The sequence below is a fragment of the Streptomyces sp. NPDC048442 genome (genome assembly GCF_040651475.1).
Lineage (GTDB): Bacteria > Actinomycetota > Actinomycetes > Streptomycetales > Streptomycetaceae > Streptomyces.
Map to the genome: position 1 here is coordinate 246,406 of NZ_JBEZKB010000004.1, position 26,500 is coordinate 272,905.

General features: G+C 71.8%; 25 protein-coding genes. 5 read left to right on the forward strand and 20 right to left on the reverse strand.

What is annotated here, in order from left to right:
* Positions 1-31: 31 nt before the first annotated feature.
* From AB0D18_RS08865 to AB0D18_RS08885, 5 genes are all read right to left on the reverse strand, one after another.
* Complete coding sequence (locus AB0D18_RS08865; protein ID WP_362414437.1) at positions 32-1,846, reverse strand: hypothetical protein; 1,815 nt, start codon at positions 1,844-1,846, stop codon at positions 32-34.
* Between the two features lie 222 nt (positions 1,847-2,068).
* Positions 2,069-3,130 carry a MoxR family ATPase gene (locus tag AB0D18_RS08870; protein ID WP_362414439.1) on the reverse strand — a complete coding sequence of 354 codons (1,062 nt, stop codon included), beginning with the start codon at positions 3,128-3,130 and terminating at the stop codon, positions 2,069-2,071.
* A 128-nt stretch (positions 3,131-3,258) separates the two neighbouring features.
* A complete protein-coding gene (locus tag AB0D18_RS08875; protein WP_362414441.1) occupies positions 3,259-4,644 on the reverse strand; it encodes an amino acid permease in 1,386 nt (461 codons plus the stop codon).
* Positions 4,645-4,725: 81 nt separating this feature from the next.
* Entirely contained in the window at positions 4,726-6,939 is a 2,214-nt protein-coding gene (locus tag AB0D18_RS08880; RefSeq protein ID WP_362414443.1) for a phage holin family protein, read from the reverse strand.
* A 113-nt stretch (positions 6,940-7,052) separates the two neighbouring features.
* Positions 7,053-7,478: a hypothetical protein gene (locus AB0D18_RS08885; protein WP_362414444.1), complete on the reverse strand. Its 426-nt coding sequence runs from the start codon at positions 7,476-7,478 to the stop codon at positions 7,053-7,055.
* 127 nt (positions 7,479-7,605) lie between these two features.
* Here AB0D18_RS08885 and AB0D18_RS08890 point away from each other — a divergent pair, with 127 nt between their 5' ends.
* Positions 7,606-8,406 (forward strand): MBL fold metallo-hydrolase, encoded by an 801-nt coding sequence (locus AB0D18_RS08890; protein WP_362414446.1) that lies wholly within the window; start codon positions 7,606-7,608, stop codon positions 8,404-8,406.
* Positions 8,403-9,062, forward strand: a complete 660-nt coding sequence (locus tag AB0D18_RS08895) for a VTT domain-containing protein (protein ID WP_362414448.1) — start codon at positions 8,403-8,405, stop codon at positions 9,060-9,062. The genes AB0D18_RS08890 and AB0D18_RS08895 overlap by 4 nt, the downstream gene beginning before the upstream one ends.
* A gap of 45 nt (positions 9,063-9,107) precedes the next feature.
* Here the strand turns inward: AB0D18_RS08895 and AB0D18_RS08900 are convergent, their stop codons facing one another.
* The 3 genes from AB0D18_RS08900 to AB0D18_RS08910 all read right to left on the reverse strand — a co-directional run bounded on the left by AB0D18_RS08900 (position 9,108) and on the right by AB0D18_RS08910 (position 12,551).
* Complete coding sequence (locus tag AB0D18_RS08900) at positions 9,108-10,181, reverse strand: MBL fold metallo-hydrolase (RefSeq protein WP_362414450.1); 1,074 nt, start codon at positions 10,179-10,181, stop codon at positions 9,108-9,110.
* A gap of 103 nt (positions 10,182-10,284) precedes the next feature.
* Positions 10,285-11,541, reverse strand: coding sequence for an aminotransferase class I/II-fold pyridoxal phosphate-dependent enzyme (locus tag AB0D18_RS08905; RefSeq protein ID WP_362414452.1), 1,257 nt, complete (start codon positions 11,539-11,541; stop codon positions 10,285-10,287).
* A gap of 218 nt (positions 11,542-11,759) precedes the next feature.
* A complete protein-coding gene (locus tag AB0D18_RS08910) occupies positions 11,760-12,551 on the reverse strand; it encodes an RNA polymerase sigma factor SigF (RefSeq protein ID WP_362414454.1) in 792 nt (263 codons plus the stop codon).
* Between the two features lie 252 nt (positions 12,552-12,803).
* Between AB0D18_RS08910 and AB0D18_RS08915 the strand changes: the two genes are divergently transcribed.
* Positions 12,804-14,333 carry a phosphatase PAP2 family protein gene (locus AB0D18_RS08915; protein ID WP_362414456.1) on the forward strand — a complete coding sequence of 510 codons (1,530 nt, stop codon included), beginning with the start codon at positions 12,804-12,806 and terminating at the stop codon, positions 14,331-14,333.
* Here AB0D18_RS08915 and AB0D18_RS08920 read toward each other — a convergent pair.
* From AB0D18_RS08920 to AB0D18_RS08970, 11 genes are all read right to left on the reverse strand, one after another.
* On the reverse strand, positions 14,311-15,399 hold the full coding sequence (locus AB0D18_RS08920) for a cation diffusion facilitator family transporter (RefSeq protein ID WP_362414458.1): 1,089 nt from the start codon (positions 15,397-15,399) through the stop codon (positions 14,311-14,313). The genes AB0D18_RS08915 and AB0D18_RS08920 overlap by 23 nt on opposite strands.
* 6 nt (positions 15,400-15,405) lie before the next feature.
* A complete protein-coding gene (locus tag AB0D18_RS08925; RefSeq protein ID WP_362414725.1) occupies positions 15,406-15,732 on the reverse strand; it encodes a gas vesicle protein K in 327 nt (108 codons plus the stop codon).
* 169 nt (positions 15,733-15,901) lie between these two features.
* Positions 15,902-16,090, reverse strand: coding sequence for a gas vesicle protein (locus tag AB0D18_RS08930; protein ID WP_189824690.1), 189 nt, complete (start codon positions 16,088-16,090; stop codon positions 15,902-15,904).
* Positions 16,091-16,113: 23 nt separating this feature from the next.
* Entirely contained in the window at positions 16,114-17,088 is a 975-nt protein-coding gene (locus AB0D18_RS08935) for a GvpL/GvpF family gas vesicle protein (RefSeq protein ID WP_362414460.1), read from the reverse strand.
* Positions 17,085-17,435 carry a gas vesicle protein gene (locus AB0D18_RS08940; protein WP_362414461.1) on the reverse strand — a complete coding sequence of 117 codons (351 nt, stop codon included), beginning with the start codon at positions 17,433-17,435 and terminating at the stop codon, positions 17,085-17,087. The genes AB0D18_RS08935 and AB0D18_RS08940 overlap by 4 nt, the downstream gene beginning before the upstream one ends.
* On the reverse strand, positions 17,432-18,685 hold the full coding sequence (locus AB0D18_RS08945) for an SRPBCC family protein (RefSeq protein ID WP_362414463.1): 1,254 nt from the start codon (positions 18,683-18,685) through the stop codon (positions 17,432-17,434). The genes AB0D18_RS08940 and AB0D18_RS08945 overlap by 4 nt, the downstream gene beginning before the upstream one ends.
* Entirely contained in the window at positions 18,678-19,448 is a 771-nt protein-coding gene (locus tag AB0D18_RS08950) for a DNA primase (RefSeq protein WP_362414465.1), read from the reverse strand. Before AB0D18_RS08950 ends, AB0D18_RS08945 begins: the two co-directional genes overlap by 8 nt.
* Before the next feature lie 13 nt (positions 19,449-19,461).
* Positions 19,462-19,710, reverse strand: a complete 249-nt coding sequence (locus AB0D18_RS08955) for a gas vesicle protein GvpG (protein WP_362414467.1) — start codon at positions 19,708-19,710, stop codon at positions 19,462-19,464.
* Between the two features lie 4 nt (positions 19,711-19,714).
* Positions 19,715-20,431: a GvpL/GvpF family gas vesicle protein gene (locus tag AB0D18_RS08960; protein WP_362414469.1), complete on the reverse strand. Its 717-nt coding sequence runs from the start codon at positions 20,429-20,431 to the stop codon at positions 19,715-19,717.
* Positions 20,428-20,847: a gas vesicle structural protein GvpA gene (locus AB0D18_RS08965; protein WP_362414471.1), complete on the reverse strand. Its 420-nt coding sequence runs from the start codon at positions 20,845-20,847 to the stop codon at positions 20,428-20,430. Before AB0D18_RS08965 ends, AB0D18_RS08960 begins: the two co-directional genes overlap by 4 nt.
* A 58-nt stretch (positions 20,848-20,905) precedes the next feature.
* Positions 20,906-21,301, reverse strand: coding sequence for a gas vesicle protein (locus AB0D18_RS08970; RefSeq protein WP_362414473.1), 396 nt, complete (start codon positions 21,299-21,301; stop codon positions 20,906-20,908).
* 93 nt (positions 21,302-21,394) lie between these two features.
* Between AB0D18_RS08970 and AB0D18_RS08975 the strand changes: the two genes are divergently transcribed.
* Positions 21,395-22,855 (forward strand): MFS transporter, encoded by a 1,461-nt coding sequence (locus AB0D18_RS08975; RefSeq protein ID WP_362414475.1) that lies wholly within the window; start codon positions 21,395-21,397, stop codon positions 22,853-22,855.
* A 152-nt stretch (positions 22,856-23,007) separates the two neighbouring features.
* Here AB0D18_RS08975 and AB0D18_RS08980 read toward each other — a convergent pair whose 3' ends face one another.
* Positions 23,008-24,855, reverse strand: coding sequence for a transketolase (locus tag AB0D18_RS08980; protein WP_362414727.1), 1,848 nt, complete (start codon positions 24,853-24,855; stop codon positions 23,008-23,010).
* Between the two features lie 301 nt (positions 24,856-25,156).
* On the opposite strand from AB0D18_RS08980, the gene AB0D18_RS08985 reads away from it, so the two are divergent.
* Positions 25,157-26,266 (forward strand): enolase C-terminal domain-like protein, encoded by a 1,110-nt coding sequence (locus tag AB0D18_RS08985; RefSeq protein WP_362414477.1) that lies wholly within the window; start codon positions 25,157-25,159, stop codon positions 26,264-26,266.
* Positions 26,267-26,500 lie beyond the last annotated feature (234 nt).

Sequence of the window (26,500 nt, forward strand, 5' to 3'; positions counted from 1 at the left end):
GAGCACACGCTCAACCAACTTGAGCGTCCGCTCAATTCACTCGGAACACCGGACCCCTGGCCGTGAACGGCAGTGACGCCCCCTGCGGGATCAGGAACGCGTGCTCGCGCCTGATCCGCAGGACGTCGGTCCAGCCGTCCGTGATGACCAGCAGCGGCGCCGCCGCGGGAAAGTCGTCGGCCCGCAGCAGCAGGTCGATGCCCGGCTGGAGCACGGTGCCGCCGCGGCCCCGCACGCGTACCCGCCCGGCGATCTCGGTCGGTGGCAGGAAGCCCGCGTCGTACGGTGCGGCGTCGCAGAACACCACCCGCGCCGCCGGTACGTCGCGGGCCTCGGCGTACGAAGCGATGGCACCGAGCGCCTTGCCGAGCAGGGTCCGGTCCATCGACCCCGACGTGTCGAGCACGACGCCGAAGGTGCAGCGGGCGATCTCCTCGGGCGGGAAGTAGCGGCCCGCGCGCGGGATGCCGGGTGTGGACGCCTGGCGGCGGGAGGGACGCGCGTACGTACGCAGCGCCACCGGCCGTGGCACGAACTCGTCGAACCAGCGCGCGAGTTGGGCGTCCCACGGCACGGGCGGATGCGACAGCGCCCTGATCTCCTCGACGAGCCCGGCGGGCAGCAGCCCGCGTTCGCCGTACGAGTGGAGGTCGAAGCCCTGGGTGAGGCCGCGTCGGTAGAACTCGTCGAGGTCGACGTAGTCGCGGACCTGTCCGAGCGGGCGGTCGAGGATGTCGCCGAGCCCCTTGCCGCGCAGGGTGGCCAGACGGCGACGGCGGCGCAGGTCGGTGGTGATGCGGTCGTACACCTCCTCCGTCGAGAGGCCCTTCAGCTCGGCGTCGTACAGCAGCCCTTCCGGCATGTCGCCCACCCGCATCTCCACCAGCCACCCGTTGATGACGTAGTCGGCGGCGACGTTGAAGAGGTAGGGGTCGCGCGGGCCCGCACGCTCGCCGTGCCGCAGGGCGGCGTGCAGCATTTCGTGGGCGAGGACGAAGCGCCACTCCTCGTCGGTGAAGCGCTTGAGCGGGTTGACGTAGATCTCCCCGGCGGTGGCGTTGACGGCGGCGACGGAGATGTCGTGGGCGCGGGCGAGTTCGGCGTCGGCGACGACCGTCAGTCCGGCGGCGACGCCGCCGAGCAGCGGGTACGAGGAGACGAACCAGTTGAGGGCACGGTCCCAGGGCTGCTGGGTGACCCGCTCCCCGGTGAGTTTGTCCCGCCGGCCGCCGGCGACGTCCATGGCGGCGGAAACGGTACGGGTGAGGGCGTGCGCGAAGGCGAGCTGGTGGTCCGGGGGCGGGCCGTGGTTCGGCCACGACTCCCACGTGCTGAGGATCTGGTCGGGGTCGCTGCCGTTCGTCCCGCCGCGGCGGAAGACGTCCGGAATGCCGTCGCGGTGCCAGCGGGCGGCGAGCTCCTCCTCGTCACTGCCGGGATACGCGGCCGGGAGGTCCTCAGGGGCGCGGCCGACGGGTGAGGCGGCCAGGAACCGGTTGACCACGGTGCAGCGGGCGGCGACCTGCGCGGCGGCGGGCTGCACGCGCTCGCCCTTCTCCGCGGGAACGTGGCCGAAGCCGAGGTGGAGGAGGGCATGGGCAATCGCCCAGGCCCACTCGCCCGGCTCGGCGCGGCGCTTGGGGTGGGCGTGCAGGACACCGTGGGAACTGACGGCGACGAGGCCGTCGTACGAGACACGGGTGCACTTCTCGTCGCGGCAGACGGTGACTTTGACGGCCGCGAGGGCGGGGTTGCGCATGACGAGGGCAAGCCCGGCGGAGAAGGCTTCGGTGGCAGGGTCGGGCTTGTCCCTGCGGGACTTGGAGGGGGTACGGCGAGGAGTCATGGGGTCCGTCCGTCGGGGGTCGAGGGCGTCAGCCGCCCGGGGTGCTGAGGGCTGAGGGCTGAGGGCTGAGGGGCAGTCTTTTAGGGGCGCGGGGCTGTGTTGATATGCGGCTCCGCCGCGTGGGCGCGACCAGCCACGACGCACCCGCACGAAGACCTACCGCCCGACCCCACCGCACCCGCACGACGACCACCGGCCCGCCCCGCCCGCCCCCACCGCCCCCTACCTCCGCGCCTCCACCAACCTCGGCATGTCCCGTGCCGCCTCCACCAGGAACCACGCCGGCAGCACCGGCAGACCGTCCGCGTCCTCCGCGATGACCGTCTGGGCGACCTCCACCGAGATCTCGGCAAGCTGGACGAGCAGCGACTTCGCCCGGTACGCCGTCTGCTGCATGGCGGGCGAGACGTGGGCCTTCTCCGCCGGAAGCTCCTTCGACAGCCGCCCCCGGAAGGCTTCCGCCAGGTAGTACAGGAGGTCGCGGTCCTCGACCCGCCCCGGCCAGGCCGCGTCCCCCTTCAGGATCGCGTCGAGTCCGTAGGCATTGCGGACGATCTTCGCGTACCCGCAGAAGGACACCGCGTGCGCGGGTGTCAGCGTGCCGTGTGCGACGACCTTCAGCGTCTCCTCGTCGAGGGTCGGCCCGAAGGAGTGCAGTGCGTCGGAGAGCATGTGCCAGGAGCGCGGCGTGGAGAACGGCTCCTCCGTCTTGGGCGCGGGCGACCACAGGTGGTCGGGGCGGTCGCCCAGGTAGTCGACCACCCACGGATGGATGCCGTTCTCGCCCGCCCACACCAGCCAGTCCGTGGACGAGGCCCGCAGGTGGACGTGGGTGAGCCGGTTGACCAGCGCGGACGCGATCGGCCTGGCGAGCGCGTTGTCGGTGGCCCGGTTCCCGGCGCCGATGACGATGCTCCCCGCGGGCAGTTCGTACGAGCCGATCCGCCGGTCGAGGATGAGCGAGTAGAACGCCTTCTGCACATCGGGGCTCGCCGCGTTCAGCTCGTCCAGGAACAGGCAGTACGGCTCGTCGCGGGCGATCGCCTCCGGCGGGCAGAACACCGACCGCCCGTCGCGGATCTGCGGCACCCCGATCAGGTCCTCGGGCGCCAGCTGCGTCCCCAGCAGACTCACGCACTCCAGACCCAGCGAGTCCGCGAACTTCCGTACCAGCGACGACTTCCCGATGCCGGGCGCTCCCCACAGGAACACCGGCCGTACGGTCGCGAGGCCGAGCAGCAGCTCGGGAATCTGGGCGGGGGTGACGGTGACGGCTGCCTGCACGCGGGAGCTTCCTCGGGGTCGGAACGGGGTCGGAATACGGATGTCCGGTACGCGCCATCATGTGCGTACCGGACACCACCCCGCACCCGAATTACCACCCCGCGCCCCCCTTACCGGGCGGCGGCCACTTACCGGACGGCGGCCACGCGCTTCTTGTGCGCCGACATGCACGCGTACACGATCACGCCGGCGAAGAGGAAGAGAACTCCCTGGTAGACCGCCGCGTAGCCCGATCCGGCGACCAGCCACATCGAGAAGCCCGCGGCCAGGGCGGCGAGGACGCCGTCCCGTACGAGACGTCCCCGGTTGACCCGCTCCGACTGTCCGGAGAGGAGGAAGTACAGCTGGGCCGCCGTCGCCAGCAGGTACGGGACCGTGGCGGTGAACGTCGTGACCAGGACCAGGATCTCGAAGACGCCGTCGGAGCCGGCCGTGTAGTTGTAGACGGTGAGGAGCGAGGCGAGGACGACGGTGACGATGACGCCGACCGTCGGGACACCGCGCCGCTTCGTGGCGAAGACCGCGGGGAAGAGGCCGTCCTTGGCGGCGGCGTACGGGGTCTGGGCGCTCAGCAGGGTCCAGCCGTTGAGTGCGCCGAGGATGGAGATCAGCGCGGCGCAGGCGACGACGGTGCCGCCCCAGGTGCCGCCGAACATGTGGTTCACCGCGTCGGAGAAGGGCGCACCGGAGTCGACGAGCTTGTCGTGCGGGACGTTGCCGAAGACCGACAGGGTGCCGAGCAGGTAGACGAACGCGGCGGCCAGGGTGCCGAGGATGGTGGCGCGGCCGACGTTGCGGCGCGGGTTGCGGACCTCGCCCGCGCTGACGGCGGCCGACTCCACGCCGAGGTAGCTGAAGAGCAGGATCGCGGCGGACGCCGAGACCGCGCCGACGGGTCCTGAGCCGCTCGCCTGGAAGGGGCCGAGGTTGTCGGCGCTGAAGGTGAAGAGGCCGCCGATCGCGACGAGCAGCAGCGGGGCGAACTTCAGGACGGTGGCGACGACTTGCACGACGCCCACGTAGCGGGTGCCCGCGAGGTTCGCCGCCGCGGGCAGCCACTGGATGACCAGGGCCGCGAGCATCATCGCGAACTTCGAGTCGCCGAGCGGGATCAGTACGTCGAGGTAGCCGACGGCCGCGACGGCGAGTGCCGCGTTGGACACCCAGGCGGTGATCCAGTAGCTCCAGGCGGCCAGGAATCCGGCGAAGTCGCCGAACGCCGCACGGGCGTAGACGTACGGACCGCCCGTCTGCGGGAGCTGGTTGGCCAGCTTGCCGAAGACCAGCGCGAGGCAGATCGCGCCGAGGGTCAGGACGCCGAAGGCGACCAGGCTGATGGTGCCGAAGGGGGCGACGGAGGCGGGGAGCAGGAAGATCCCGCCACCGATGATGTTGCCCATGACGAGGGTGGTGGCAATGCCGAGCCCGAATCGGCGGGCGTGCTTGCTCCCGTCTTCCGGGCCTTCGGCGGTGTCAGCCGGATCCGACTGCGGAACGGGTCCGGTGTCTTGCATGGGGTGGTGCCTCTCGCCGTACGAAGTGCCCAGGGTCGCCGGGCGTCAGCCATGGTCGGGTACGGGGAAGCATGCACAAAATCAAGCCTTTTCATCCTGTACGGCACGGTCCGTGGCGGGAAAACCTCCTTCGGTGAGGACCGTCGACGAAGAATTCTGCACGGGTCCGACCGGCACCTGAGGGCCCTGGCATTCGCGCAGCCAGCGGCGGAGTACCTGGTGGACGCGTTCCGCGCCGACGATTTCGTCCCCTTCCCCGACCGGCGGCGAGAGCACGAGGGGCGAGAGGAGGAAGGGGCGCGTCTGTTCGCCGCCGAGACCGCCGTGCGAGCCGATCTGCTCCTCGAAGGCGTGTACGTGGCCTGTTTCCGGGTCGTACGAGGAGTTGACCATGATGTCGGCGGTGTGCGGGAAGCCGTCGGTGCGGCGCACCGCGTCGGCGGTGCCCCTGCCGAAGGGCTTCAGCGGGCCCTCGCCGTCGCGGAGTTCGGGCACCGGGATCTCCGCGCCGCCGGGGCCGAGCACCACGGCCCCGTACGCCTCACTCCGTACGAGCAGGAATCCGACGCCCGGGTGGCCCGCGAGCGTGCGCAGCAGGGCGGGGTGGCGGCGGTCGATCTCTTCGCGGGTGGCGCGGCCGGGGAGGTCGGGGAAGCTGATCAGGCCGAGGTTGCCCGAGGCGAGGACGATCGGGTCGGAGCGGGTCGCGTCGGAGGAGCCGTCGGAGCCCGGTGGCACCGGGGGCACCTCGTCCTGCGCACCGCCGACCGGCCGGTGCAGCACGGTGCGCACCGCGTCGCGGGCCTCGGCGCCGCTCCTGGTGCGCTGGGCGCGGCGCGGGACGGGCAGGCCGCAGCTGACGCGGACGTAGTCGCGCAGGGTGAGGCCGTAGCGGCCCTCGAAGGTCTCGCCGGGGCTCTGCCCGTGGTCGGAGAGCAGGACGATCCGGTACGCGCGCGGGGCATGCTCGGCGATCTTGGTGATCAGGGCGAGGGAACGGTCGAGGCGCCGCAGGATCTGGTCGGCGTCGCGGCTGCGCGGTCCCGAGTGGTGGGCGACCTCGTCGTACGCGACGAGGTCGGCGTAGATCGCGGTGCGGCCGGAGAGCAGGTCCCCTATGACGGCGGCGACCACGACGTCGCGCTCGACGACGGTCGCGAAGGCCCGGATGAAGGGGTAGAGGCCGCCGCGGCCGATGCGCGGGGTGTCGTTGCGGAGCCGGGAGCGCACGGAGGAGCGGATCTCGCGGACGACCTCGGCGACGAAGGACATGGCGGTGCGGACCGCGTTGGCCGGGTCGGAGAAGTACGCGAAGTATCCGGCGCGGGAGCGGTTGTTGGGGCCGCGGCGGGCGGCGATGGACAGGACGAGGGCGAGCTGGTCGGCGCCGCCGGAGAAGAGGTTGCCGCGGCTGGCGCCGTCGAAGGTGAGCAGGCCGCCGTCGCCGGTGCGCTCGACGGCGCGCTGCTGGAGCTCGGCGGTGCTGACCGGGCTGGAGCACACCATGGTGCGGCCGGTCTCCTTCTCGTACCAGCGGAAGGCCGGGACGTCGTGGTTGGAGCCGTGCAGGATGCCGAGCTGGCTGGCGCCGGTCTGGCTGGACCAGTCGGTGCGCCAGAGGGTGAGCCGGTGGGTGGGGAACGCCTCGGCGGGGTCGCCGGCGGCCGGGCGGTCCTCGCCGGAGGTCTGCCCGAGCAGGCGGGCGACGGTGGGCATCAGCCCCTGGTCCAGGGCGCGGCGCAGGGTGTCGTGGCCGAGGCCGTCGAGCTGGAGGAAGAGGGTGCCGGGCATGCCGTGCCTGCCCTCGTCGCGGCGGCCGCCGCGGCGGCGCTGGGCCAGCCGGGCGAGTCTGCGCCGGTACGCGTCGTCGTCGCGGACGGCGAGCGCGGTGGAGGTGGCGGACGCGACGGCGGACATGACGGCGGCGACGACCACGGCGGTCTGCGGGTCGGCCTCGCCCCTGCCGTCGGGGATCACGCTGAGCGCGATCAGCAGCAGCGAGCCGTTGAGGAAGAAGACGAGCAGGCCGAGGACGAGGGCGGGTACGAGGAGGAGCGCGCGCACCGCGAGAGGCCACACCAGCGCGGACAGCAGCCCGAAGGCGCCGGCCGCCGAGCCCGCGGTGAGGGCGACGCGGGTGATGCTCTCGTTGTCGTCGCTCTGGAGCTGGAAGTCGGGCAGGATCCCGGCGAGGGCGAGCATGGTGAGGGTGGAGACCGCCCAGACGGTGACCACTCTCAGGAGCGCTCCGCCCGCCCGCCGCCAGCCGCTTCTCCGCCAACGCCCCTCGGCCACCACGCCGTACCCACCTGTTTCTCGGGCCTGTTCCCAGGCTGTTTTCTACTTGATTCCGGCAAACGGAATCCTCGTCAACGGAAGTCCGGCAGAGGGAATTCTGGCAAACGGGATCAACAGCCGTCATATCCGGCTGTCGGCATCGAGAGCCTGCGGTGCACGTCGGCCTTCATCGGCGCGCTGTAGACCGGCTCGTCGAGCCCTGCCGTCTCCAGTCGTACGCCGCGCCGCTCGCACTCGGCGGTGAAGTCCCGGGCGGAGGCGAGGGCCTTTTCCAGGACGCGTTCGTTGGGGACGACGAAGCAGTCCACGGCTCCGGCGTCGACGTCGGCCCACAGGGCGCGGTGGTCGGAGCGCAGGCCGTGCAGGACGAGCTGGCGGGTGACGACGTATCCCTTGTCGGCGGCCCAGCGCACGCACATCGCGTGCTGGCTGCGGGTGTCCACCAGGAAGGGGTCGTGGTCGAGCTCCTCAAGAGGCGTCAGGCTGGCGATGGCCGCGACCCGGACGTCGTCGGTGTCCGTACGTGCGTCGTCCATGACCCGTCCCCTTCGCCGCCTGTCGCCGCCGACCCTACTCCGCGCGGCCCCGCGCGAGGAGGCGCACACGGGCGGCGCGGGGGTCGCCGTAGGGTGGGTCGGGCGTCGCGGAAGGAGTCCGGTCCACTTGAGCAGCGAGAACAGCGAGAACAGCGGGGCCAGGGCGGGAACGGTCATCACCTGGTGGGGGCACGCGACCTGCACGGTCGAGGACTCCGGGGTCCGCGTCCTGACCGACCCGCTGTTCGTGCGCCGGTTCGCCCACTTGCGGCGGCGCAGTGGCGCCCTGCCGGCCCCCGAGGCGGCGCTCGCCGACGCGGTGCTGATCTCGCACCTGCACTCCGACCACCTGCATCTGCCGTCGCTGGCCCGGCTGGCTCCGGGCACGCTGGTGGTCGTGCCGCGCGGTGCGGTGCGCCAGGTGCCGGGGCTGCGCCGGTTCCGTACGGCCGAGATCGCGCCGGGCGAGCGCCTGCGGGTCGGCGCGCTGACCGTGCGGGCGGTGCACGCGGAGCACGACGGGCGGCGGCTGCCGGTCGGACCGCACCGCTGTCCGGCGCTGGGTTACGTCGTCGAGGGCGCGTCCGCCACGTACTTCGCCGGGGACACCGGGCTGTACGACGGGATGGCGGAGGCGGTCGGCCCGGTGGACGCGGCGCTGCTGCCGGTCGGCGGCTGGGGGCCGAGACTCGGGGCCGGGCACCTGGACGCGGGCCGGGCGGCGCAGGCCCTGGCCGCGCTGGGCCCGCGGCACGCCGTGCCGGTCCACTACGGGACGTACTGGCCGATCGGTCTGGACGGGGTGCGGCCGCACGAGTTCCACTCGCCGGGCCTGGAGTTCGTACGGAAGGCTGCCGCGCTGGCGCCGGAGGTGGCGGTGCACCGGCTGGAGCACGGCGAGAGCGTACGGACGGAGGGGCCCGCGTGAGCGGTCGTCAGGTGGCCGCGCAGTGGGTTCTGGACGCCGCGCAGGCAGTGGGCGTGCAGGTTCCGGCGGAGTCCACACAGCAGGCGGTCGGCTATCCGGCGCTCTTCGCGCTGGTGGCACTGGGTGCACTGGTGCCGGTGGTGCCGACGGGAGCACTGGTGAGTACGGCTGCGGTGGTCGCGCTGCACCAGAGCATCCCGCCGGTGTCGCTGCTGCTCGTCTTCGTGGTGGCGGCGGCCGGCGCGTTCGTGGGTGACCTGGCGCTGTACTGGCTGGGGGTGCGCGGGGTGCGTTCCGAGCACGGCTCTAAGTGGCTGGACGCGCTGCGCAAGCGGGCGCCGCAGCACCGGCTGGAACAGGCGCGGGGCAAGCTGGAGGAGCACCGGTGGCAGGTGCTGACGTTGTCCCGGCTGGTTCCGGCGGGGCGGATTCCGGTGATGCTGGCGTGCCTGTTGGCGAAGATGCCGATCGGCCGGTTCGCCCGTGGGGACGTCCCGGCCTGTCTGGCGTGGGCCGCGGCGTACCAGCTGGTGGGGGTGCTCGGCGGCACGCTGTTCGGCCGGCCGTGGGAGGGCGTGGTGGCGGCGGTCGTCCTGACCCTCCTGATCAGCGGGGTGCCTTCGCTGTGGCGGCGGGTGCGGCGGGCTACGGCCTGATCGCTGTGGCGGCGCGTAAGGCGGGCTACGGCCTGACCGGGCGCGTCACGTGAGGACGCGGGACGAGCCCACCGGCAGGTCCCACAGTTCCTCGCGCGGGCGGCCCGCCCGGTCCCAGGCGGCGCGGACCCGGGTGAGGGGTTCGAGCACCGGCTCGGCGGAGAGCACGAAGGTGCCCCAGTGCATGGGGGCCATCCGCCGGGCGCCCACGTCCGTACAGGCCCTTACCGCTTCCTCCGGGTCCAGGTGGACGTCGCGCAGCCACCAGCGGGGGTCGTACGCGCCGATGGGGAGCAGCGCCAGGTCGAGGCCGGGATGGCGGTCGCCGATCTCGCGGAACCAGTGGCCGTATCCGGTGTCGCCCGCGAAGTAGACGCGTCGGCCGTGCCGGTCGGTAAGGACCCAGCCGCCCCAGAGGGTGCGGCAGGTGTCGATGAGGGAGCGCTTGCTCCAGTGGTGGGCGGGGACGAAGTCGAACCGTACGCCGTTCAGTTCGGTGCCTTCCCACCAGTCCAGTTCGGTGACGTGGGTGAAGCCGCGGCGGCGGCACCAGCGGGCGACGCCGGCCGGGACGAAGAGAGGGGTCTCGCGCGGAAGTCTCTTGAGGGTGGGGGCGTCCAGGTGGTCGTAGTGGTTGTGGCTGATGACGACGGCGTCGACGGGCGGCAGGTCCGCCCAGCGGACCCCGACGGGGGTGACCCGGGCAGGCGTGCCGAGGATCTTGCGGGACCAGACCGGGTCGGTGAGCACGGTGAGCCCTCCGACGCGTACGACCCAGCTGGCGTGGCCCGCCCAGGTGACGGCGACCGTCGAAGCGTCGACGGCGGGCAGCGGGCCCGGCTCGAAGGGCAGTCGCGCGATGTCGCGCAGCCCTTCGCGGCCCGGCCGCATCGCGCCTTCGCGGGCCAGCCGGGCGAGCGCCCGGACTCCGGGGAGGGGGGCGGTGAGGCGGTCGGCGAAGGTACGGGGCCAGGAGGTGGTGCGGAGCTCACAGAGGGGCCGGGTTCCGGAGGAACGTACGGGCTGCCGGGATCGTTCCGCCAGGTCCGATACACGGCCTTGCGACGCACGGCCCGCGGACCGTTCCGGAGGGTCGGTGAGTTCGGTCTGTTCCGTCATCGAAAGGCTCCGTTCGGCTGCGGGTACGACGGCGGGTACGGCTTTCGGACTCGTCGAGGACTCGTCGAGGCGCAGGCAGCGCGGTCCGACCGGTCCGGTTCGGTCAGCCCAGCTCCGTGAGGGCGGCACCCAGTTCGTTCAACATCTGCTCCACATGCGGAAGTTCAAGCGGCTCCTGGGCCGTCAGGGACTCCATTCGCTGCTGCGGGGTTGCCCCGAGCAGGGGCGCGGTGGAAAGGCGCACCCGCAGGGCGCCCAGCGGGTCGCCGAAGCGGTGGCCGCCGGGGACCGGGGTGCCGAGACGCTCGGTGAGGTGGTCCTCCAGCTCCATGGAGTCGGTGACGCCCCGGGCGGCGAGGCCGTCGCGCAGCGGGTCCAGGTCGACGTACAGATGGCGGCCCGCCGCAGGGGGCCGGGACAGCGCACCGGCGGCGAGGACGGCCCGGTGCACCGCGCCCTGCACGCGCGCGTGCAGGGCGGCGGCGGCCTCGGCGCGGGCGACGACGGGCTCCGGGTCGCTCAGCGCGTACGCCGCTGCCTCGACGACCGGGGCCGGCACGGTGGCGCCGAGCGCGGCGAGCACGTCGAGGGCACGGGCCCGCAGGGCCGCCCCGTACCCGGTGCCCGGCAGCCGGGCGATCGCGGCGGGCCAGGAGGTGGGGGTGAGGGTGCCCGCCAGATCGGTGAGAACGACGACCTGGTCGGGGAACATCTCGGCGGGGCTGAGGAAGACGGGCCGGCGGGACGGCCGCCCGTCCTGGGTCTCCGCGGCGACCGTACGGTGCACCGTGTCGCGCCACGTCTCGTCGCTGACGACGTACAGCCCCTCGGCGAGCGCGACCTCGCAGACCTGGTGCACCACTTCGGGCGGGGCGACGGTCGCCGTCGGGTCGTCCGGGACCGAGAGCAGCAGCAGCCGGGGCTCCCCGCCCTCGGCCCGTACGCGCCGGACCGTCTCCATCAGGGCATACGGATCCGGTACGCCACCGCACTCGGCCGGGGTCGGCACGTGGAACGCGGATCTGCCGTCGCCGAGCAGCCGGACCTGGGGCGCCCACCAGGCGGGGCAGGGCCTCGGCAGCAGCACGTCTCCCCCGGCCGCGGCCATCAGGGCGAAGAGGAGGGACGGCGCGCCGGGGCCCGCGACGATGTCGTCAGGGTCGGCCCGCAGACCTCGGCGCAGCCAGTGGCCCGAGGCGGCGGTACGGATCGCGGCCCCGCCGCCGGCCGGCTCCGACACGGTGCGGCTCGCGGCGGCGGCCAGGACGGCGGCGATTTCCGGGAGGACGGGGAGGCCTGGTTCGGGGGCGGGCGGGCCGTGCTGGACGCGGCCGCGGTCCCCGGGGAGCGTCCGCTGCATGCGTGGCCTCTCGTCCGCGGGTGGAGCTCGGGGCACGGGCGGCCCCTCTGCCCTTTATATGCGGCGATGTACGGACGCGCACGGGGACCGGCACGGGGACGGATGCGGCAACGGGTACGGGAAACGGGTGCGGATGCGGATGCGGATGCGGATGCGGATGCGGCAACGGGTACGGGTACGGGAAACGGGTGCGGGCGCGCCGCCCCTGCGCGCGCGAACTAGGCCGCTTCCTTCAGCGCCTGCGCCCGCAGCCGCGTGCAGCACCTCGTGATCAGCCGCGACACGTGCATCTGGGAGAGCCCCAGGTCCTCCGCGATGCGGCTCTGCGTCATGTCCCGGAAGAAGCGCATGTAGAGGATCCTCCGTTCCCGCTCGGGGAGTTGGCGCAGTCCCGGCTTGACCGCCTCGCGGTCGACGATCACGTCCAGGGCCGGGTCGGCGCCGCCGATGGTGTCGATGAGGGAGTAGCCGTCCTCGCTGCCGGAGATTTCGGCGTCGAGGGACAGTGCGGTGAAGGCGTCCAGGGCTTCGAGCCCGGAGAGCGCCTCCGCCTCGGTCATGTGTGCCTGGGCGGCAATCTCGGCGACCGTCGGGGAGCGTCCCGTCATCGTCTGGGCGAGTTCCTGGTGCGCGGCGCGGACCCGGTTGCGCAGGTCCTGGACGCGGCGCGGCACGTGCAGGGTCCACATGTGGTCGCGGAAGTGCCGCTTGATCTCACCGGTGACGGTCGGTACGGCGAAGCTCTCGAACGCCGCCCCGTGCTCCGGGTCGTACCGGTCGACGGCCTTCACCAGGCCGAGTGCGGCGATCTGCTGCAGGTCCTCCAGGGACTCGCCCCGGTTGCGGAACCGGCCGGCCAGCCGCTGGGCCATCGGCAGCCACGCGTTGACGATCTCCTGCCGGATCACGTCGCGTTCGTGGCCCTCGGGAAGTCCGGCGAGCCGGTGGAAGGCGTCCGCCGTGTCCGGTGCGTCGTCGTGCGGGTGTTTTCCTGGCGTGTGAGTGCGCATCGCATTGCTCCCTGGAACCTCGGCACCAGCCACCGCCCCCACGGAAGTGCTCCGGAGCGGAGCACGGGGATCGCCTGCCCCGGCCCGGAGCGGGCAAACGGGGGGCGAAGGGTTCCGCGGCCTGGGCGCCCGGCGGTCCGTGCCTGCTCCCGCCCGGGGGCCGGGATGCCCGCTCCGCACACCGGGACACCCGGTTCGGACAGTCCGGGCAGGGTACCGGTTCGGACAGTCCGGGCAGGGTAGCCGGGTGCCATGTCCGACCCGATAGCGCGTCTTCCCGCCCCTCCCCGTATCCCCACCCCCGGTCGTCTCGCGGACTGGTTCACCGCCCGCGACCACGCCGTCTTCCGTGCCGTCGCGTCCCGGCACTGGCCGGTCGCCGACCGGGTGCTGCCCCGGCTCAGCCGCAGCGCCAACCACGGGCTGCTGTGGTTCGGCGCCGCCGCCGGCATTGCCGCGTTCGGCGGCAGTACGCGCTCCCGCCGGGCCGCGATGCGCGGTGTGGCCTCCCTCGCGCTGGCCTCCGCGACCGTGAACACCGTCGGCAAGCGCTCCGTACGCCGCACGAGGCCCGTGCTGGACCACGTACCGCTGATACGGCAGCTGAAGCGCCAGCCCCTCACCACGTCCTTCCCGTCCGGGCACGCGGCGTCCGCCGCCGCCTTCGCGGCCGGTGTCGCCCTGGAGTCCCGGGGCTGGGGCGCGGTCTTGGCGCCGGTGGCGGGCGCGGTGGCGCTGTCCCGGGTCTACACCGGTGTGCACTTCCCCAGCGACGTACTGGTCGGCGCCGCGCTCGGCGTGGGTGCCGCCTTCGCCGTACGGGGCCTGGTGCCGACCCGCGACCAGCTGCCGTCGCCCGGCCGCCCGCACACCGACGCGCCCCGGCTGCCCGCCGGCCAGGGCCTGGTGGTCGTCGTCAACAAGGCGTCCGGCAGCGCCGCCGCCAAGGCCGCTCTCGTACGCGACGCCCTGCCCGAGGCCGAGGTGCGCGAGGTCGCCCCCGAGGACCTGTGCGCCGAGCTCGACAAGGCCGTGGAGAACGGCACCGCGCTCGGCGTCTGCGGCGGCGACGGTACGGTCAACCGGGCCGCAGTGGCCGCCGCCCGCGCGGGAGTTCCGCTCGCCGTCTTCCCCGGCGGCACCCTCAACCACTTCGCGTACGACCTGAACATCGAGACCGTGCACGACACCTGCCGTGCGCTGGAGGCGGGCGACGCGGTCAAGGTGGACCTCGGCCGCTTCACCCCGGGCCCGGACCCGGACGGCTCACCCGGCTACTTCCTGAACACCTTCAGCCTCGGCGTCTACCCGGAGCTGGTCCGCATCCGCGAGCACTGGTCGCCGCGCATCGGCGGCTGGCCCGCCGGGGTCCTCGCCGCGTACCACGTCCTGCGCGGGGAGCGGCCGTTGGAGGCGGAGGTGCGGGGCAAGCGGCGCGGCATGTGGATGCTGTTCGCCGGGAACGGCCTGTACCAGCGGATGGGCCCGACGCCCGGCCGCCGCTTCGACCTCGCGGACGGGCTGCTCGACGTCCGGGTGGTGCACGGCGGCCGGCTGCCGGGGCTGCGGCTGGTGCTGGCGGCGCTCTCCGGGCCGCTGAGCCGATCCCCGTTCCACTCGGCGGGCCGGATGCGGCGGCTGCGACTGGCGGGGATCGAGCCGGGGACACCGCTCGCGTACGACGGCGAAGTGGCGGAGGCCCCGCCCGCGTTCGTCATCGACAAGGCGGACGAGGCGCTCACGGTGTACCGGCCGCTGCCTACCGCCCAGACGGCTCTGTAGGCCCGAACCGCTTCGGCTGCTCCCGAGGCTGTTCCCGCAGCTCCTGCCGCAGTTCCTGCCGCGGTTCCTCCCGAGGGTCCTCGCCCGGTACGAGTTCGCCGGTGGCGGCCTCGTCCGTGGGGGCCTCCGTCACATCGAGGAAGACCTGGTCGGCCTCCGGCCAGGTCTTCCGTATGTGCATCTTGATGCGCTCGGAGACCAGCTCGACGCGCTCGCTGTCCAGCCCCGGCATCAGGTCGACGCGGGCCGCCACAAGGATCGATTCCATGCCGAGCCGCATGGTGAGCAGGGCCGCCACCCGGTCGATCTCCGACTGGGAGCCCAGGAACTCGCGGATTTCTTCGCGCAGTTCGGGTTCGGCGGCCTCGCCGATGAGCTGGGCGCGGGCGTCGGAGCCGAGCCGGTAGGCCACGTACACCAGGAGCAGTCCGATGGTGAGCGAGGCCGCGGCCTCGTAGGCGACCTGGCCGGTGACCATGTGCAGGGCCATGCCGGCCATGGCGACGAGCACGCCGACGACGGCGGTGCTGTCCTCGGCGACGACGGTACGCAGCGCCGGGTCCTTGCCGAGGCCCTGGCCTGGCTGTTTGCGGACCTGCCACAGGGCGCGGACGAGGGAGCTGCCCTCGGCGGCGAGTGCCACTCCGAGGACGATCAGCCCGGCGGCGTACCCGCTGGTGGACTCCTCGGCCGACGGCTTCCGCAGGGCTTCGACGCCCTGGAAGAAGGAGAATCCGGCGCCGAGCACGAAGATGCCGACGGCGGCGAGGAGCGACCAGAAGTAGCGCTCCTTGCCGTAGCCGAAGGGGTGCCGGCGGTCGGCGGGGCGGCGGCTGCGGCGCAACGCGGCCAGCAGGAAGACCTCGTTGAGGCTGTCGGCGACGGAGTGCGCCGCCTCGGAGAGCAGGGCGGGTGAGGCCGCGACGAGCCCGCCGACGGCTTTGGCGGCGGCGATGAGGAGGTTGGCCGCGAGGGCCACCAGGATCGTGATGCGGGTCTTGCGGTCGGAGCCGCTCTCGGCGTTCGCGGCGGGATCGGTACGTTCGTTCTGCGAACTGTCGCTCACAGAAGGTCAGTTCCGGGGCAGCAGGGGCCCGAGCGGCCCCAGGTCGATGTTCAGGTCCTCCGGCTCCAGGCCGAACTTGTCCCGCAGGATGTCCATCCGGTCCTCCAGCAGCATCAGCGTCATGCCGATCCTTTCCTCCTGGTCCTCGGTGAGCTCGCCGGTGTCGACGCGGCGCAGCGCTTGACGCTCCATGAGCTGGCGCAGCAGCTCGACGACGGTGAGGACAAGTTTGGCGAGGTCGCGCTCGACGGTGTCGGCGTCCAGCTCGACCTGTTTGCGCCTGGCCTCGTCGCCGGCGGTCGCGGGGGCCGCGCCGCTGGAGCCGAGGCTGATGTTCCCCGCGCGGCCGGTGGCCACGGCGGTGTCCAGGTCGGCGGCGCCGAACTCGGCGCTGGTGGTGGCGCGGGGGATGTCGGTGACACCGGCCAGGTCGGCGATGCCGGTGGGGTCCACAGGACCGGTGAGGTGTTTGTCGCTCACGGCAACTCCCCTCCTCTCCATGTCAGTTCAGGTCCTCGAAGGGGGACGGCACGTTCTCGCTGACCGAGCTGATGAGTGCATTGAGGTCGATGCGTACGAGGTCGACGTCCGCGATCCGCAGGGTCAGGTCGCCGGAAAGCACCACTCCGCCCCCCAGCAGCCGGTCGAGGAGGTCGACGAGGGCGATCTCGCGCTGGGCGAGGGCGTCGATGTCGTGGTCGTCGGTGTAGTGGGTCACGCGGCACCGCCCTCCGCCGTGGATTGCCCTTCGCCCGCCTCGGCTGCGGCCTCGTCGCCGATGTCGGTGAAGGAGTAGGGCGCCCACGGCCCGGTCAGTTCGACCGTGACGTTGCCGCCGTCCTCGGGCGACGGCGTCAGGGCCTGCACCTGCTCCACGAAGGCCTCGCTGGTGCCGCGCGGCACCAGATAGGCGGCGTTGAGCACGTTCTGCCCGCCGCGGCCCGAGAGCCGGCCGTCCTGGAGGCGGTGCAGCAGGGCCGCCTCGGCGGACTGCGAGAGTTCGGCGTGGACCTTGCGGCAGAAGGCGTCGGCCTTCTTCGAGTCCGATTCGCGGCTGCGCCGCTGGGCGAGCCGCTGCCGGAGGTAGCTGCGCCCTGCACCGGGCTCGCCGGCCGAGGGCGGCGGGGAGGAAGGCGCGGGGGCGGTGGGCGCGGGCGACGGGTCCCCCTCGGAGGCCTCGGAGGCCTTGGGTGCCGCCTCCGCGTACACCTTGACTCCCCACTCGACCCGCCCGTCGAGCCGCTCCAGCGCCCGTACGAACCGTTCCTTCCCGCTCTCCAGGAGCCGCCGCACCCCGTCGTCGTCACGGCACACGGTCGCCAGCCGCAGCGGCAGCGGGGTGGTGACGGCGGTCAGGGCGGTGACGACCGCCTGGTGGGTACGGGCGGTCGCGGCGAGCCAGTCGAGGTCTTCGAGGTGGGCCTTGAGCGGCGCCTCGTCGAAGTCGGCGGCCCGTACCGGGCTGACGGCGGCGACCAGGTCGCCGTGGCGCAGCAGCCGGGGCGGCTCGCCGTCGAGGCCGCGCCCGCCCTCCTCGGGGAGGAACCCCTCGAAGGGGCGGGTCACGGCGTAGACGTAGCGGAGCTCTGCGGGCCCTGCCTCGTCCTTGAAGACTTCGGCAGGGAAGACTTCGGCGGAGAAGTCTTCGGCAGGCCCGGTCCCGCTGGTGCTGTCTGTCATGTCTGTCATGCCTGTTCTGCTTGCCCGTCCTTCGCCTTTTCAAGCTCCGGAGCGGAGGCTTCGAGGTCGGCGATGCGGCGCTTGAGGCGTTCGTTCTCCTCGGTGATCTCGCGGCGCCGGGCACCGGAGGAGAGCGACGGATCGTCCTCCCACCAGTCGATGCCCATCTCCTTGGCCTTGTCGACCGAGGCGACGATCAGCCGCAGCTTAATGGTGAGGAGCTCGATGTCCAGGAGGTTGATCTTGATGTCTCCTGCGATGACGACGCCCTTGTCGAGGACCCGTTCGAGGATGTCGGCGAGGTTGGCCCCGCCTCCGGACCCGTACGGGTCGGGCAGTCTGGCAGCGGTACTCATCGGCGGCCCCTGTCTCCGGAGTCGGCGTACTCGCGCTGCTTGCGGGAGTCGTCATCCTCCTGCTCCTCGTCGTCGACGGCCTCGGCCTCTTCGTACTCGGCCTCGGGGTCGTCCTCTTCCTCCTCGTACTCGGCCTCCGGCTCGCCTTCTCCTTCGGCCTCGGGCTCGGCCTCTTCCGCGGCCTCTTCGTCGTCGTACTCCGCCTCGGGCTCGCCCTCTTCCTCGTCCTCGGCCTCGGGCTGCTCCTCCTCGTCGTACTCGGCGTCGGGGTCGTGCTCCCCCTCGGCCTCCTCTTCCTCCTCGTACTCGCCCTCGGGACGGTCGTCGTCGGACTCCCGGCCCTCGTCCTGGCCTTCCTCGCCCTCGTGGTTTTCGTGGCCCTCTTCCTCCGCGCGGGCCTCTTCCTCCTCGGCGAGCGCGTCCTCGTGGGTCCTGACGACCTCGCCGTCCTCGATGGAGCCGCGCCAGCCGTCGTCGATGTCGCCCTTCATCGAGATGTGCCGGGCGTAGTTCTTCAGGTCGAGCCTGGCCCGCCGGCCCTGGGCCCGCCAGATGTTGCCGGTCCTTTCGAACAGGCCCTTCGGGTAGTACTCGATGACCAGCAGCACGCGGGTGAGGTTGTCACCCAGCGGATGGAAGGTGACCACACCCTTTGTGGTGCCCTTGGCGCCCTCGGACGTCCAGGACAGACGCTGGTCGGGAACCTGCTGGGTGGTGTGCGCCTTCCAGCTCCGGGTGGACCAGAAGACCTTGAGTTTCCAGTCGGAGGTGGTGTCGTCGGCGGTCGTCGCGCTCTTGACGCCCTTGGCGAAGGTGGAGAAGTCCTCGTAGCGGGTCCACTGGTCGTAGGCGACCCGGACCGGCACGCCGACGTCGATCGTCTCCAGGATGACGATGGGCTTGCCGCCGCCACCGCCCTTCTTGCGTTTTCCCTTGCCGCCGAAGAGGCCGGAGACCGCGTCCTTCGCCTTGTCCTTCAGGTGTCCTGCTCCGAGTTCCACGGCGCTGCGGACCGGGCCCTTGCCCTCGGCGATCTTCCGGCCGCCGTCGAGCGCGAGCTTGGCGAAGCCGGGGCTGTTGCCCTCGGCGATGTCGTTGAGCTTCACGGTGGACTCACCGAGCTTGCGGCCGACGCCCGTCAGGACGCGGGTGACCTGTGCGGTCAGGTACGCCTGCGCCTCGGACTTGAGGCGGTCGGTTATCTCGGAGTCCGGCTTCAGCGCGCCGGCTGCGTTCTTCAGATCAGCCACGGCGCTGGCCCCCCTTCGCGGCGGTGGTCTTGCGCGCCGCGGTCTTCTTCGCGGCGCCGGTCGCGCCGGACGCCGTCCTGCGGGCGGTGCCGGTGGACTTCTTGGCGCCGTCGGCGGTCTTCTTCGCCGTACCCGACGAGGCGGTCTTCTTGGCCGTGCCCTGTCCGGACCGGCCGGTGGAACGGGTTGCGCCGGTGGCCTTCTTGGCCGTACGGGAGCCCCGGGAGCCGCCGGAATCCGAGGAGTCACCCGACTCCGACGAAGATCCCGAGGCGGACGACGATCCCGAGGCGGACGAAGAGGACGACGACTGCTTGCGGGGGCGGGACCTGCGGCGCGGTTCGGCGCGCTCCTCGGTCTCCTCCTCGTCCTGCTCGTCGTACTCCTCCTCGTCCTGGCTCTTGTGGCCCTTCTCGCCCTTCAGGCTGCTGATGTCCGGCACGACACCGGCCGCCCGGTCCTGCACGTTCAGGGTGCGGTCGTGCAGCTTGTCGGCCAGGCCGCTGAGCTGACGGTTGATGAGGGCGCCGGTGGCGGCCTTGCCGACACCGCGCATGTCCTCGCGGAGCTGGTCGCCGATCTCCTTGAACTGCGGGTTGTTCTGCAACTGTGAGGACGCGAGGTCCATCAGCGCCTTCGGGCTCAGCTGCAGCTTCTTGCCCGCGACGAACGTGCCGACGGCGAAGGCGAACTTGAGTTTCTTGGTCCGCCCCAGCAGGTAGCCCGCACCTACGGCGAGCCCCAGTCCGAGCCTGTTGTTCATCGTTGCCCTGCTTTCATCGCGAAGGGGGTTGCCCCTTCTGCTTCTGCTCCAGCCGGTCGAGGAGTTCGTCCTCGCGGCGGTCGAATTCGGCCTCGTCGATCTCCCCCGCCTCAAGGCGCTCCTCAAGGGCGCGGAGCTCGCTCTGGATGGCCGCCGGGTCGTAGTACTGCTTCTCCGCCTCCGCGACCACCTGCCGCAGCACCCAGCCGGTGCCGCGCACAGGGGCCAGCGGAAGCATGAGCAGTTCTCCCAGGAGCCCCACGGGGCTATTCCACGAAGCTGTACGGCGGCAGCGGGCCGTTGACCTGGAGCACCAGGTACGGGGCCTCCCGCTGGAGGGTGTCGACGGCCTCGATGAACTCGGCGGAGCCGTCGCGCTCCACCAGGAAGGACACGTTGGCGAGCCAGCCGGTGGACTCGGGCCCGGGGCTGACGTCGGCGGCGGCACCTTCGAGCGCCTGGCGGACCAGCAGCGCGTCGGCCTTCTCGCGCTGCTGCACGGCGGCCACGACACGCTCGCCGAGGTGGAGCTTCTGCTCGTAACTTCCGCCCCCGGCAGCCCTGTTGGCCTCATTGAGGGTGCGCAGCTCGGAGTCGGTGGCGAGCACCTGGTGGAGCAGGGCCTCCTCGTCGTGGGTGGCCTTGACGTTGTACTCGACCTTGCCCTCCAGGGCGTCGAGCCGCTCCAGGTAGTGCTTCTCGCGCTCGGCGAGGACGGTGCGTACCGCCTCGTCGTCGGGCGAGACGCTGCCGAAGCGCATCGGCAGTACGGCGCCCGCCGCACCCGCCTCGGACAGCACGCTCTGGTGGGCGAGCAGATCGCGGCGCTTGGGCCGCAGGTTCTCCGGCGATTCACTGACCAGGGCGGTCAGTTCGCCGGTCTTGATGCTGTAGACGGGCTGCGGCGGGTCGCCCACCCCGCCCATCTTCTCGGGGAGGGCGGGGTGGGCCGCCCGGGTGATGCCGTAGACGTATGTGCTCATTCCTGCTCCTCCTTCCGGCGTGCCGGAGCGCGCCGGGCACGCGGCTTGGACTGGCTGCTCTCGTCACGGGCCTGCTGGAACGCGCCGGATATGGTCTCGGCGGCGCCGGACAGGGCGCCCTTGGACTTGCCGGACGCGCCCTTCTCCATCATGTCGCCGGTGATGTCGGTCAGCCCCGAGGGCTTCTTGGCGCCGGTCTCCAGGTCGAGGCGGTTGCACGCCTCGGCGAAGCGCAGATAGGTGTCCACGCTCGCGACCACGACACGGATGTCGATCTTCAGGATTTCGATGCCGACCAAGGACACGCGGACGAATGCGTCGATGACGAGTCCACGGTCGAGGACGAGCTCCAGGACGTCGTAGAGGCCGCTGGTACCTCCGCCGCCTCCACCTTGCTGTGCCGGAACAACGGTCATGTCGACCGGATCTCCTCTCTCTGTGTGATTGCGCGAGGACCGGCGCGCCGCTTCGCGGCTACTTCTTGTCGGCCCTGCCGCGCTCGTAACGGCCGACGCGGCGGTATCCGGTGAGCTCGCCGTCCGGGTCCAGCTGGACCTCGTACGAGGCGAGCAGGCTCATGGTGTCGGGGACGCGCTCCAGTTCGAGCACCTCCACCTTCAACACCCACCCGTCCTCCGCCTGCTCGAAGGAGGACACGGATTCGGCGGGCATGCCGGTGAGTTCCGAGATCTGCTCGCGGGCTGCGCGCAGTACTTGCATCGGACCCGGCTTCTTCTGCTCGCGCCGTTCGCTCTGCTTCTCGCTCGGCGTCCCGCTCTGCTTGTTCTGCGGGTCGCTCTGCTTCTCGCGCTGTTCGTCGTCGGCCTTGGCTTGCGTCTTCTTCGGTGTGTTCTCTGATGTATTTGCCATGGCTGCCTCGGAGGAGCGGGTAACCGCACACAACTGGAGCAAACCCTCAACGACGGAGCGTTGTTCGATTCGCCCCGGGGTACTCGTCGCGCCATGAAAACAACAGACAGCGGAGAGTTCCCGGAGGTCCGCACGCGCATCCCTGCGCGGCTGGACCGTCTGCCGTGGTCCCCCTGGCACTGGAGGATCATCATCGGCCTCGGCACGGTGTGGATCCTCGATGGCCTGGAAGTGACCATCGTCGGCAATATCGTCGTACGGCTCGCCGAAGAGGGCAGTGGCATCGCCATCACCACGGCACAGGTCACCACCACCGCCGCCGCCCTCTACGTGGCGGGCGCGTGCGTGGGGGCGCTCTTCTTCGGCCGGCTCACCGACCTCTTCGGCCGCAAGAAACTCTTCATCATCACGCTCGCCGTCTATCTCGCGGCGACGGCGGCGACGTCCCTGGCGGAAACTGCCTGGTTCTTCTTCCTCTGCCGCTTCTTCACGGGATTTGGCATCGGCGGTGAATACGCGGCAATCAACTCGGCCATCGACGAACTGATTCCGAGCAGGATGCGCGGACGGATCGACCTCATCATCAACGGTACGTTCTGGGCGGGCGCGGCCCTGGGCGCCCTGGCCTCCGTCGTCCTCCTCGACACGGACCTCTTCGCCAAGGACCTCGGCTGGCGGCTGGCCTTCGGCATCGGCGTCGTCCTCGGCCTCGTCATCCTGCTCGTCCGGCGCCACGTACCGGAGAGCCCGCGGTGGCTGATGGTGCACGGCAGGGAGGAGGAGGCCGACCGCATCGTCTCGGCGGTGGAACAGAAGGTCCACGACGAGACCGGATCGCCACTCCCGGAGCCCGAGGAGGAGATCACCGTCAGGCAGCGGGGCTCGATCGGCTTCCTGGAGATCATCCGTACGGTCTTCTCGCAGTACCGCAAGCGGGCGATCCTGGGACTGTCCCTCTTTGTCGGGCAGGCCTTCCTCTACAACTCGATCACCTTCGGTTACGCGGTCATCCTCGACAAGTTCTTCGGCGTGGGCACCGGCTCGGCCGCCTACTACTTCGCGGTCATCGCCGTCGGCAACCTGCTCGGCCCGCTCGTCCTCGGCCACTTCTTCGACTCGGTCGGCCGCGTCCCGATGATCGCCGGCACCTACATCCTCTCCGGTGTCCTGCTCTTCGGCACCGCGATGCTCTTCCAGAACGGGCTGCTGACCGCGACCACGATGACGGCGTGCTGGTGCGTGGTCCTCTTCTTCGCCTCGGCCGGGGCGAGTTCCGCGTACCTGACGGTCAGCGAGGTCTTCCCGCTGGAGACGCGCGCGATGTGCATCTCCTTCTTCTACGCGGTGGGCACGGCCCTGGGCGGCATCACCGGCCCGATCCTCTTCAACGGCCTGGTGAGCAGCGGCAAGCCGGGCGACACGACGCTGGCGTTCTGCATCGGGGCGGGACTTATGGTGGCGGCGGGAATCGTGGAATCCTTCCTGGGCGTCAAGAGTGAACGCAAGAGCCTGGAATCCATCGCCCAGCCCCTGAGCGCGGTACGGGCCGGCTGACAGCGAGGACCGCCGCCTCCGGTCCCGGGGCCCCGGGACCGGAGGCGGCGAGCCCGCTGCGAGGGCGCAGGGCCGGGGACGGCGGGGCTAGGGCACAGGGGCGGCGGGGCGGGGGCACGGGCCCCTGGCCCAATTCCCGTCACCGCTTGCGCTCACCGCACCACTGCTTTCTCCACCAGCAGACGTGCCGTCGCCGCCACCGACTCCGCGTCGATGCCGGCCCCGTACAGCTGCTCGTCGGGGGAGGCGGAACCGGGCATGTGCGAGACGTCGAGCCGTACCAGCCTCGGTACCGGCCGCCCGTCCGCGAACGCCTCGGCGACGGCGTCGCCGATACCGCCCTCGGCGCGGTGGTCCTCCACCGTCACCAGGGCGCCGGTCTCCTCACCGGCCGCCCACAGGGTCTGCGCGTCCACCGGCTTCACGGAGTACAGGTCGATCACCCGTACGTCGATGCCCTCGGCGGCCAGCATTGCCGCCGCCGCCAGCGCCTCCGGCACGGTCGTGCCCGCGGCTACCAGCGTCAGCCTGTCGTTGTCGCTCCGCCGCAGCACCTTGCTGCCGCCGACGGGGAACTCCTCGTCGGGCCCGTAGATGACGTCCGACTTGCCCCGGCCGGTGCGCAGGTACCGGATGCCCTTGAGGTCGGCCATCGCCGCGACGAGCTTCGCCGTCTGGTTGGCGTCGCACGGGCACAGGACGGTGCTCCCGTGGATGGCGCGCATCATCGCCAGGTCCTCCAGACCCATCTGGGAGGGCCCGTCCTGGCCGATGGCGACGCCCGCGTGCGAGCCGACCACATTCAGGTTCGCCCGGCTGATCGCCGCCATCCGCAGGAAGTCGTGGGCGCGGGTGAGGAACGCCGCGAACGTCGCCACGTACGGGACGTAACCGCGCGCCTGCATGCCGACACCCGCCGCGACGAGCAGCTGCTCGGCGATGTAGCACTCGAAGTACCGGTCGGCGTGCTGCTCGGAGAAGTATTCGGTACGGGTCGAGTCGCCGACCTCGCCGTCCAGCGCGACCACGTCGCCGCGCGCCGAGCCGAGCGCGGCGAGTGCCTTGCCGTAGGCGTCGCGGGTGGCGACCGGGTCTCCGCCCTTCTCGAAGCGGGGCAGCGTCAGGTGCCCGCTGGGCTCCGCGTGCAGGGTGCGGGCCGCGATCGGCTTGTGCACGTCCACGTGCCGGGCCCGTACGCCGCCCAGTTCCGCGATCGCCGCGGTCGCGTCCGGGAGCGGCTTGCCGTGCATGCCCTCCTTGTCGGCGACGCCTTCAACTCCCTTTCCCTTGACGGTACTTGCGAGAATCGCGGTCGGCCGGTCGAGGGTAGAGCGGGCCTCGGCGTACGCCCGGTCCACGGCGTCCACGTCGTGCCCGTCGATCTCGACGGTGTGCCAGCCGAACGCCTGGAGGCGGCGGGTGTACGCGCCGAGGTCGTGGCCGTGCCGGGTCGGGCCGCGCTGGCCCAGCCGGTTGACGTCCACGATCAGCGTCAGATTGTCGAGCTTCTCCGCACCGGCGTGCTCGACGGCCTCCCACACCGATCCCTCGGCCATCTCGCTGTCGCCGCTGATCACCCACACTCGGTACGGGATCCGGTCGAGCCGCTTCCCGCAGAGCGCCATGCCGACGCCCACCGGCAGCCCCTGCCCGAGCGAGCCGGTCGCGACGTCCACCCACGGCAGCCGGGGCGTCGGGTGCCCTTCGAGACGGCTGCCCTGGCTGCGGAAGGTCAGCAGTTCCTCGTCGCTGACGGCGCCGGCGGCCCGGTAGAGGGCGTAGAGGAGCGGCGACGCGTGCCCCTTGGAGAGGATCAGGTGGTCGTTGCCGGGGTGGTCGGGGCGGGCGAAGTCGTAGCGCAGATGGTTCGCCAGGAGTACGGCGCCGAGTTCGGCGGCGGACATGGACGAGGTCGCGTGCCCGGAGCCGGCGGCATCCGTGGCACGGACGGAGTCGACCCTCAACTGCTGGGCGAGTTCGGTCAGTTCGTCGGTGGACAGGCCTTCAGCGGGCATATTTCTTCTCCGGGTTTCGTAGCCGGGTGCACGGACTCGTCCGCGTGCCCTTCCCTTGCCCGCCCAAACTCCGTGATCAGTGTGTTTCCGGGCGCGCTCCGGGGATACCCGACAAGCACAGACGTACGACTACCGCCCCGGCTTCAGGAGCCCTGAGATGAGGCTGACCCAGGCCGCCCACCACCCGTCCCCCGCCTGGCGCCCGACACTGCGCACCCGGCTGGCCCACTTGCTCGCCCGGCTCAGGTCCGTCGCCCTGCGACGGCGGAACGCGTAGGGCCGTCCCGTGCGGAACTCGGCCCAACTCCCCCTGGAACAGCTGGAAGTGTCGTGTTTCCTGGTGCCGACGGACGCCCCCGAGGCGGACGGCACTCTCTCCTGGGAGACCACACCTGTGGTGGTGGCCGAGGCGCGGACGACGGACACCACGTACGGCACCGGATGGACGTACGCCCCCGCGGCGGCCGGCGCCCTCATCGTCCAGGAGCTGGCGCCGCTGGTGCTGGGCCTGGACGTGTTCGACGTTCCGGCGGCGCACCGGACGATGTGCCGTGCGCTACGCAACTACGCGGTTCCCGGGCTGACGTCGGCGGCCGTCTCCGCCGTCGACATCGCCCTGTGGGACCTCAAGGCCCGCCTTCTGGGCCTCCCCCTGTCGCGCCTCCTCGGCGCGGCCAGGCGCGAGCTGCCCGTCTACGGCAGCGGCGGCTTCACCACGTACCACGACACGCACCTCGCGTCCCAGCTGGCGGGCTGGGTGCACGGTCAGGGCATCGAACGCGTCAAGATCCGGATCGGCGAGTCCTGGGGCCGGGCGGTGGTCCGCGACCTGGAACGGGTCCGGCTGGCCCGTGAAGTCATCGGCCTGCAGGCGGAGTTGTACGTCGACGCGAGCGGTGCGTACAACCGCAAGCAGGCGGTACGGATCGGCGGACCGCTGGCCGAGCACGGGGTGGGCTGGTTCGAGGACCCGGTGCCGCCGGAGGACCTGGCCGGCCTGCGGGTGGTGCGGGACGCGGTGGTGTGCGACGTGGCGGCGGGCGGGCACGGGCTCGCCGACTGTGCGCGCATGGTGACGGCCGGGGCGGTCGACTGCCTCCTCCTGGACGTGACGCGGGGCGGGGGCGTCACCGGATTCCTCCGCGCGGCGGCGCTGGCGCAGGCGCACGGGCTGGAGGTCTCGACGCGCGGGGCGCCGCACGCGCAGGCGCACGTGGCTGCTGCCGTGCCCAATCTCCGGCACGTGGAGTGGTTCCACGACCATGTACGGGTCGAGGCGATGCTCTTCGACGGGGCGCTGGACCCGACGGGCGGAACGATCCGCACGAGCGGCTCGGCGCCGGGCCATGGGCTGACTCTTCGCCATGAGGAAGCGGAGCCGTATCGGGTCGCTTGAGGGGGCCTCGGGCCGCTTGGGCGCGGGCCGCTTGGGCGCGGGCCGGTGGGCTTCGTGCGGGTGCGTCGTGGCTGATCGCGCAGTTCCCCGCGCCCCTAACTGCTTGCCCCTTAGCCCGCTAGCCCTCTTGGGCAGCGGGGCCGCCCCCCGGGGGGGGCGGGACGGGTGGGCAAGGGGGCGGCCCCCACGCGGAGCGCGCCCCCTCACGACCCCGTGCGCCCGGCACCGTCTCGT

Coding starts and splice junctions, on each gene's coding strand:
- AB0D18_RS08910 (WP_362414454.1), bottom strand. CDS start 12,551: ATGCGCACTCACACGCCAGGAAAACACCCGCACGACGACGCACCGGAC.
- AB0D18_RS08905 (WP_362414452.1), bottom strand. CDS start 11,541: ATGCAGCGGACGCTCCCCGGGGACCGCGGCCGCGTCCAGCACGGCCCG.
- AB0D18_RS08965 (WP_362414471.1), bottom strand. CDS start 20,847: ATGACCGTTGTTCCGGCACAGCAAGGTGGAGGCGGCGGAGGTACCAGC.
- AB0D18_RS08900 (WP_362414450.1), bottom strand. CDS start 10,181: ATGACGGAACAGACCGAACTCACCGACCCTCCGGAACGGTCCGCGGGC.
- AB0D18_RS08875 (WP_362414441.1), bottom strand. CDS start 4,644: ATGCAAGACACCGGACCCGTTCCGCAGTCGGATCCGGCTGACACCGCC.
- AB0D18_RS08970 (WP_362414473.1), bottom strand. CDS start 21,301: ATGGCAAATACATCAGAGAACACACCGAAGAAGACGCAAGCCAAGGCC.
- AB0D18_RS08885 (WP_362414444.1), bottom strand. CDS start 7,478: ATGGACGACGCACGTACGGACACCGACGACGTCCGGGTCGCGGCCATC.
- AB0D18_RS08865 (WP_362414437.1), bottom strand. CDS start 1,846: ATGACTCCTCGCCGTACCCCCTCCAAGTCCCGCAGGGACAAGCCCGAC.
- AB0D18_RS08915 (WP_362414456.1), top strand. CDS start 12,804: ATGTCCGACCCGATAGCGCGTCTTCCCGCCCCTCCCCGTATCCCCACC.
- AB0D18_RS08935 (WP_362414460.1), bottom strand. CDS start 17,088: ATGACAGACATGACAGACAGCACCAGCGGGACCGGGCCTGCCGAAGAC.
- AB0D18_RS08940 (WP_362414461.1), bottom strand. CDS start 17,435: ATGAGTACCGCTGCCAGACTGCCCGACCCGTACGGGTCCGGAGGCGGG.
- AB0D18_RS08960 (WP_362414469.1), bottom strand. CDS start 20,431: ATGAGCACATACGTCTACGGCATCACCCGGGCGGCCCACCCCGCCCTC.
- AB0D18_RS08975 (WP_362414475.1), top strand. CDS start 21,395: ATGAAAACAACAGACAGCGGAGAGTTCCCGGAGGTCCGCACGCGCATC.
- AB0D18_RS08950 (WP_362414465.1), bottom strand. CDS start 19,448: ATGAACAACAGGCTCGGACTGGGGCTCGCCGTAGGTGCGGGCTACCTG.